The organism is Burkholderia sp. 22313, from assembly GCF_052045245.1.
Taxonomy (GTDB): Bacteria; Pseudomonadota; Gammaproteobacteria; order Burkholderiales; family Burkholderiaceae; genus Burkholderia.
This window is the reverse complement of the sequence record NZ_JBQEON010000035.1, coordinates 61,941-69,667: the sequence shown is the minus strand read 5'-3', so window position 1 is coordinate 69,667 and position 7,727 is coordinate 61,941. Positions and strand designations below refer to the sequence as shown.

Below are 7,727 nucleotides of genomic sequence, written 5' to 3'. Positions count from 1 at the left end.
ATGTCGCGTACTGAGTCGCCCCGGCCGTTGCTCGAGATGCGCCGGATCAGCAAGACGTTTCCGGCCGTGCGCGCGCTCGACAACGTCAGCCTGACCGTCTACCCCGGCGAGATCCATTCGCTGATGGGCGAGAACGGCGCAGGCAAATCGACGCTGATGAAGATCCTGTCGGGCGCCTACCGCGCCGATGCCGGCGGCGAGATCCTGATCGACGGCGAGCGCATCGACGTCGACGGCCCGCTCGCCGCGCGCGATGCGGGCGTCGCCGTGATCTACCAGGAGCTGTGCCTCGCCCCGAACCTGACCGTCGCGGAAAACATCTACGTCGGCCGCGAACTGCGGCACGGCAACCGGCGCTGGGGCACGATCGACCGCGCGGCGATGGCGCGCGGCTGCCAGGACGTGCTCGCGCGTCTCGGCGCGCCGTTCGGGCCCGACACGCTCGTCGGCACGCTGTCGATCGCCGAACAGCAGCTCGTCGAGATCGCGCGCGCCGTGCACACCCGCGCCCGCATCCTCGTGATGGACGAACCGACGACGCCGCTGTCCTCGCGCGAGACCGAGCACCTGTTCGGCCTGATCCGGCAACTGCGCGAGGAAGGTCTCGCGATCATCTACATCAGCCACCGGATGGCGGAGATCTACGAACTGTCGGATCGCGTGTCGGTGCTGCGCGACGGGTCGTACATCGGCACGCTCGAGCGCGACGCGCTGTCGGCCGAGCGGCTCGTCGCGATGATGGTGGGCCGCGACATCTCCGGTTTCTACAAGAAGGAACACGCACCGTACGACCCCGGCCACCTGCTGCTGTCGGTGCGCGACATCGCCGACGGCGAGCGCGTGCGCGGCTGCAGCCTCGACCTGCATGCCGGCGAAGTGCTCGGCATCGCGGGGCTCGTCGGCGCGGGCCGCACCGAGCTCGCGCGACTGATCTTCGGCGCGGAGCCGCGCACGCGCGGCGACGTGAAGCTGGGCGAGCGCGCGTTCGGCGCCCATTCGCCACGCGAATCGATCGACGCGGGCCTCGTCTACCTGACGGAAGACCGCAAGCGCCAGGGCCTGTTCCTCGACATGAGCGTGCGCGACAACATCAACATCGCCGTGTGCAACCGCGATGCACGGCTCGGCGCGCTCGATCTCCCGCGCGGCGCCGAACGCGCACGCGACGCGATCGCATCGCTGTCGATCCGCGTGCCGCACGCGAACGTGAACGTCGGCGCGCTGTCGGGCGGCAACCAGCAGAAGGTGCTGCTGTCGCGCCTGCTCGAGACGAAGCCGCGCGTGCTGATCCTCGACGAACCGACGCGCGGCGTCGACATCGGCGCGAAGTCCGAGATCTACCGGATCATCAACGAACTGGCCCGCGCGGGCGTCGGCGTGATCGTGATCTCGAGCGAACTGCCGGAGATCATCGGCGTCGCCGACCGCGTGCTCGTGATGCGCGAAGGCGAGATCGCCGGCGAACTCGGCGGCCACACGCACACCCCGATCACGCAGGAAGCGATCATCGCGCTCGCCACCGGCTCGCAAGCCGAACTCGCCGACGCGCACTGACCACGGCCCCTTCATTTCCCTCTTCATTCAAGGTACCGAAATGATCAACCCGACCAAGCAGCGGAACCTCGCTTCCGCGCCGGCCCAACCGGTCGCCAACCGCACGCCGCTGATGCGCGGCGCCGATCATCGCGCGCGCATGCAGTCGCTGCTGCGCACCGCCGGCATGCTGCCGGTGCTGCTGGTCCTGTGCATCGGCTTCGGCTTCCTGACCGACGGCTTCTTCACGCTACAGAACCTGTCGATCGTCACGCAGCAGGCATCGATCAACATCGTGCTCGCCGCCGGCATGACCTTCGTGATCCTGACGGGCGGCATCGACCTGTCGGTCGGCTCCGTGCTCGCCGCGTCGGCCGTCGCCGCGCTGCTCGCCTCGACCCTCCCCGGCTGGGGCTGGCTCGGCGTGCCGTTCGCGCTCGCCGTCGGCCTCGTGTTCGGCGCGATCAACGGCGGCCTGATCTCGTTCCTGCGCCTGCCCCCGTTCATCGTCACGCTCGGCGCGATGACCGCCGTGCGCGGCGTCGCCCGCCTGATCGGCAACGACACGACCATCTTCAACCCGCAACTGCCGTTCGCGTTCATCGGCAACGGCACGGTGCTCGGCGTGCCCTGGCTCGTCATCATCGCGGTCGCGGTGATCGCGCTGTCGTGGTTCATCCTGCGCCGCACGGTGCTCGGCATGCGCATCTATTCGGTCGGCGGCAACCCGGAAGCCGCACGGCTGTCGGGCATCAACGTGCGGGCGATCCAGCTGTTCGTGTATGCGGCATCGGGCCTGCTCGCCGGTCTCGGCGCGGTGATGTCGGCCGCCCGGCTCTACGCGGCCAACGGCCTGCAGCTCGGCCAGTCGTACGAGCTCGACGCGATTGCCGCGGTGATCCTCGGCGGCACGAGTTTCGTCGGCGGCGTCGGGTCGATCGTCGGCACGCTGATCGGCGCATTGATCATCGCGGTGCTGACCAACGGCCTCGTGCTGCTCGGCGTGTCCGACATCTGGCAGTACATCATCAAGGGGCTCGTGATCATCGGCGCGGTCGCGCTCGACCGCTATCGCCAGCGCGACTCGGCCCGCACCTGATACCGCTTCCCTCGCTGTTCAACCATCGGGGCGCAGGCAGGTCCTCCTGCGCCCGTTTGCCAACGGACCTTCCGGAGACACAACGACATGTTCAAGCACCACGCCGCCCTGACCGCCGTCGCCTGCGCACTCGCCTTCGGCGCTGCCGCCGCCCATGCCGCCGACAAGCCGCTGAAATCGATCGGCGTCACGGTCGGCTCGCTCGGCAACCCGTACTTCGTCACGATCGTGAAAGGCGCCGAGGCCCGCGCGAAACAGCTCAGTCCGAACGCGAAGGTCACCGCGGTGTCGGCCGACTACGACCTGAACAAGCAGTTCACGCAGATCGACAACTTCATCTCCGCGCACGTCGACATGATCCTGCTCAACGCGACCGACCCGAAGGCGATCGAGCCGGCGGTGAAGAAGGCGCAGGCGGCCGGCATCACGGTCGTCGCGGTGGACGTCGCGGCCGCGGGCGCGAACGCGACCGTGCAGACCAACAACGTGAAGGCCGGCGAGCTGGCATGCGACTACCTCGCGAAGAAACTCAACGGCAAGGGCAACGTGATCATCGAGAACGGCCCGCAGGTGTCGGCCGTGATCGACCGCGTGAACGGCTGCAAGGCCGTGCTCGCGAAGAATCCGGGCATCAAGCTGCTGTCGAGCGACCAGGACGGCAAGGGCTCGCGCGAAGGCGGGATGAACACGATGCAGGGCTACCTCACGCGCTTTCCGAAGCTCGACGGGGTGTTCACGATCAACGACCCGCAGGCGATCGGCAGCGATCTCGCGGCGAAGCAGCTGAACCGCCCGAACATCGTGATCACGTCGGTCGACGGCGCGCCCGACATCGAGGTGGCGCTGAAGTCCAACACGCTCGTGCAGGCGTCGTCGAGCCAGGATCCGTGGGCGATGGCGCAGCAGGCCGTCAACGTCGGCTACGGGATCATGAACGGCCGGAAGCCGGCCAACCCGATGATCCTGATCGAGCCGACGCTCGTCACGCGCGACAACGTGAAGGACTACAAGGGCTGGAGCTCGCACTAACCGCCCACAACGCATCGCAGGCCTGACACGACCATGACCTCATTGACCCAAACGCGCGCGTGGCGCGCCCTCGCCGGCCATCGGGACGCCATGTCCGGCGTCTCGATCCGTTCACGATTCGACCGTGACCCGGCGCGAGCATCGCGCTTCAGCCTCGAGGCGGCCGGGCTTTTCGTCGATTACTCGAAGAACCCTGTCGACGACGAAACCATCGCCCTGCTCGTCGCCGTCGCCCAGGAGGCGGGTGTCGACGCGCATCGCAACGCAATGTTCGCCGGCGAGAGAATCAACCGCACCGAGAATCGCGCGGTGCTGCACGTCGCGCTGCGCGATCGTGCGGGCGCGCAGCGTATCGTCGAGGATACCGACGTGTCGCGGCAGGTCAGTGACGTGCTTGCCCGGATGCGGCGCTTCGCCGGTGCGGTCCGCTCCGGCGAATGGCTGGGCCACACGGGCCGTCAGATCACCGATATCGTCAACATCGGCATCGGCGGCTCGGATCTGGGTCCCAAGATGGTGTGCGAGGCGCTCAAGCCCTACGCGCATGAACGGCTGCGGATGCATTTCGTCTCGAATGTGGACGCAGCCGACATCACCGAAGTGCTCAAGCGCGCGAATCCGGAGACCACGCTGTTCATCGTGTCGTCGAAAACCTTCACGACACGCGAGACGCTCATGAACGCCCGCACCGCGCGAGCCTGGCTGCTCGAAACCGGTGCGCCGGACTCGGCGATCGCGAAGCACTTCGTCGCCGTTTCGACGAACGCCACCGCCGTTTCGGCATTCGGTATCGATACCGGCAACATGTTCGAGTTCTGGGACTGGGTGGGCGGACGTTACTCGCTGTGGTCCGCCATCGGGTTGCCCATCGCGATCATGGCCGGCATGGACGCGTTCGAGCAGCTGCTCGACGGCGCGCACGCGATGGACCGTCACTTCGCGCAAGCACCGCTTGCCCGCAACCTGCCCGTCCTGCTCGCCATGATCGGCATCTGGCATCAGAATTTCCTCGGTACGACGAGCCAACTGATCGCACCATACGACAACTATCTGCACCGGTTGCCTGCGTATCTGCAGCAGCTCGACATGGAAAGCAACGGCAAGTCGGTGACGCTCGACGGCGAGCGCGTCGATTACGCCACCGGCCCGGTAATCTGGGGCGAGCCGGGCACGAACGGCCAGCACGCGTTCTTCCAGCTCCTGCACCAGGGTACCGCCATCATCCCGACCGACTTCATCGTGTGCATGCGGCCGCACCACGCATTCGACGATCACCATGCCGTCCTCGTCGCAAACTGTTTCGCGCAGTCCGAGGCCTTGATGAACGGATCGCGCTCGACAACCGAACCACACCGCAATTTCGAGGGCGACCGGCCATCGAACACGATCTGCCTGGACACGCTCGATCCAGCGTCCCTCGGCGCGCTGATCGCACTGTACGAACACAAGGTATACGTGCAAGGCGTGGTATGGCGGATCAATTCGTTCGACCAGTGGGGTGTCGAGCTCGGCAAGAAGCTCGCGGTCGCGATCGAGGACGAATTGCTCACGCCAGGGCAGGTTCACGCGCACGACGGCTCGACGAACCAACTGATCAACCGCTTCAACGCGCAGCGTGCCGCTGCGGCCTGACATCCCGGATTCCACGATGAAGTTACCGCGACTGGTCATCTTCGGCGAAGCCCTGACCGATTTCATTCGAGACGACACGAACCGCTGGCACAGCATTGCCGGCGGCGCATGCTGGAACGTCGCGCGCGTCGGCGCGCGCCTCGGCGCGCCGACCGGCTTTGCCGGTGCCGTGAGCGCCGATATCTTCGGCGACGAGATCATGCAGAAGAGCGCCGAAGCCGGCCTTGACATGCGCTTCACGCAGCAGGTCGACCGCCCGCCGCTTCTTGCGATGGTCGTGTCGACTCGGCCGCCGCAATATTTCTTCATCGGCGAGAACAGCGCGGATCTCGCGTTCGATCCGGCCGCGCTGCCTGCGGACTGGCTCGACACCGTCGAGATCGTTCATTTCGGCTGTCTCGGCCTCGTACGCGAACCCCTCGCTTCGCGCTTGATCGACATTGCGCTTGCGGTGCGTGCTGCCGGCAAGCGGATTTCGTTCGATCCCAACTTTCGCGCGCCGATGGCCGATCCGTCGTACCGCGACACCTTGCGCACGATGATCGGTCTGTCGGACTACATCAAGGTGTCCGACGAGGATCTCGCCGGCCTGTTCCCCGAGTTGGACGAGGCCGCTGCACTCGCGCAAATCCGTGCATGGGCACCGCAGGCCGCGGTACTCGTCACGCGCGGAGCGGCTGGCATGGAACTCTTCGCAGGCGAGGAAACGGTAGTGCAGCCCGGCTTCAAGGTCACGGTTGCCGACACGGTCGGCTGCGGCGACGCGTGCGTCGGCAGCTGGATGGCGAGCCTGCTGACACGCCCGGAAGCCGCGTCGGCCGACCATCTTCGATTTGCCGCCGCCTGTGCGGCGCTCGTGGCCTCGCGCGCCGGTGCATATGCTCCGACGGCCGCCGAAGTACACGCGCTGATCGAATCGGCACACACACTCGCGAGCGCGGCCCAATGAGTGCGCACACCCCGTCTTCCGACGCCCCGGCGCCGTTCGAATTCGTACTGTTCGGCGGTACCGGCGATCTCGCGATGCGCAAGATCCTGCCGGCGCTCTACTCCGCTCACCGGGACGGCCTGCTCGCACCCGAAGGGCGCATCGTCGCGGTTGCACAGAACGCGCTCGACACTGCCAGCTACCTGCACTGGGTCGAGAAGTCGGTGCGGCCGCACCTGACGCCGGCCCGGTTCGACGAAGGCGCCTGGCGCAGCTTCCGCGAACGGCTTTCGTACGTGGCACTCGACGCAAGCCAGCCCGGCGCCTTCTCGCGTTTGGCCGACGCGCTCTCGCCGGCGTCATCGCGCCAGATCTTCTATCTGGCGACCGGGCCATCGCTTTTCGTGCCGATCTGCCGCGCGCTCGCGCAGGCAGGGCTCGCCCCGTCGACATCGCGAATCGTGCTCGAAAAACCGTTGGGCTACGATCTCGCCTCGTCGACCGCGATCAACGATGCGGTCGGCCAGATTTTTTCCGAAGAGCAGATCTACCGCATCGATCATTACCTCGGCAAGGAAGCCGTGCAGAACCTGTTCGCGCTGCGGTTCGCCAACGTGATGTTCGAGCCGCTGTGGCGCCGTGAATGGATCGACAACATTCAGATCACGGTTGCCGAGGAACTCGGCGTCGGCGGGCGCGGCGGGTTTTACGATCAGACCGGCGCCCTGCGCGACATGGTGCAGAACCATCTGCTGCAGTTGCTTGCAATCGTCGCAATGGAACCGCCTCGATCGATGGAAGCCGACGCAGTCCGCGACGAGAAGTTGCGCGTGCTGCGCGCGCTCAAGCCGCTTGGCGAAGAAGCACTGCATCAGAGCGTCGTGCGCGGGCAGTATCGCGCGGGCGTGGTCCGCGGAGAGTCGGTACCGGGTTACCTCGACGAATCCGGGATCCATGCCGACAGCACAACCGAAACGTTCGTCGCGCTGAAAGCCGAGGTCGAAAACTGGCGCTGGGCCGGCGTACCGTTCTTCCTCCGCACCGGCAAGCGACTGGCGCGGCGCGTGGCCGAGATCGTCGTGACGTTCAAGCGCCCGCCGCATTCCACGCTTGGGCCAACGGCGCTGTGGGCGGGGCCGAACCGGTTGACGATCCAGCTGCAGCCGGGCGAATCGATCCGCCTGAGCACGCTCGCGAAGCGACCGGGGCTCGGCATGACCCTCCAGGGCGTCTACCTTGACCTCGCATTCGACCGATTCTTTCAGCAAGACCGCATGGAGGCGTATCAGCGCCTGTTGCTCGACGTGATCGCCGGCCGACTTGCGCTGTTCGTGCGTCGCGACGAACAGGAAGCCGCATGGCGGTGGGTCGCGCCGATTCTCGACCTGAAAACGGCGCCAAGGCCCTATTCGGCTGGAACCTGGGGGCCTGCGCAGGCGAGTGCGATGCTGGCGAGATACGGCACATGCTGGAGCGAGGAAGAGAACTGATCCGCACACGCATGCC

Annotated in this window: 6 protein-coding genes; all 6 read left to right on the top strand. The window is 66.6% G+C overall.

Features of this window, described 5'->3' with window-relative positions; all coding sequences use genetic code 11:
• Entirely contained in the window at positions 1–1,554 is a 1,554-nt protein-coding gene (locus ACTJKF_RS25240) for a sugar ABC transporter ATP-binding protein (RefSeq protein ID WP_440623310.1), read from the top strand.
• Positions 1,555–1,594: 40 nt separating this feature from the next.
• Positions 1,595–2,632, top strand: coding sequence for an ABC transporter permease subunit (locus tag ACTJKF_RS25235; RefSeq protein ID WP_440623311.1), 1,038 nt, complete (start codon positions 1,595–1,597; stop codon positions 2,630–2,632).
• Positions 2,633–2,719: 87 nt separating this feature from the next.
• Positions 2,720–3,661, top strand: coding sequence for an ABC transporter substrate-binding protein (locus ACTJKF_RS25230; protein WP_440627090.1), 942 nt, complete (start codon positions 2,720–2,722; stop codon positions 3,659–3,661).
• A gap of 33 nt (positions 3,662–3,694) precedes the next feature.
• Entirely contained in the window at positions 3,695–5,293 is a 1,599-nt protein-coding gene (gene pgi, locus ACTJKF_RS25225) for a glucose-6-phosphate isomerase (protein ID WP_440627088.1), read from the top strand.
• 16 nt (positions 5,294–5,309) lie between these two features.
• Positions 5,310–6,242 carry a carbohydrate kinase family protein gene (locus tag ACTJKF_RS25220; RefSeq protein ID WP_440627087.1) on the top strand — a complete coding sequence of 311 codons (933 nt, stop codon included), beginning with the start codon at positions 5,310–5,312 and terminating at the stop codon, positions 6,240–6,242.
• On the top strand, positions 6,239–7,711 hold the full coding sequence (gene zwf / locus ACTJKF_RS25215) for a glucose-6-phosphate dehydrogenase (RefSeq protein WP_440627097.1): 1,473 nt from the start codon (positions 6,239–6,241) through the stop codon (positions 7,709–7,711). Before ACTJKF_RS25220 ends, zwf begins: the two co-directional genes overlap by 4 nt.
• Positions 7,712–7,727 lie beyond the last annotated feature (16 nt).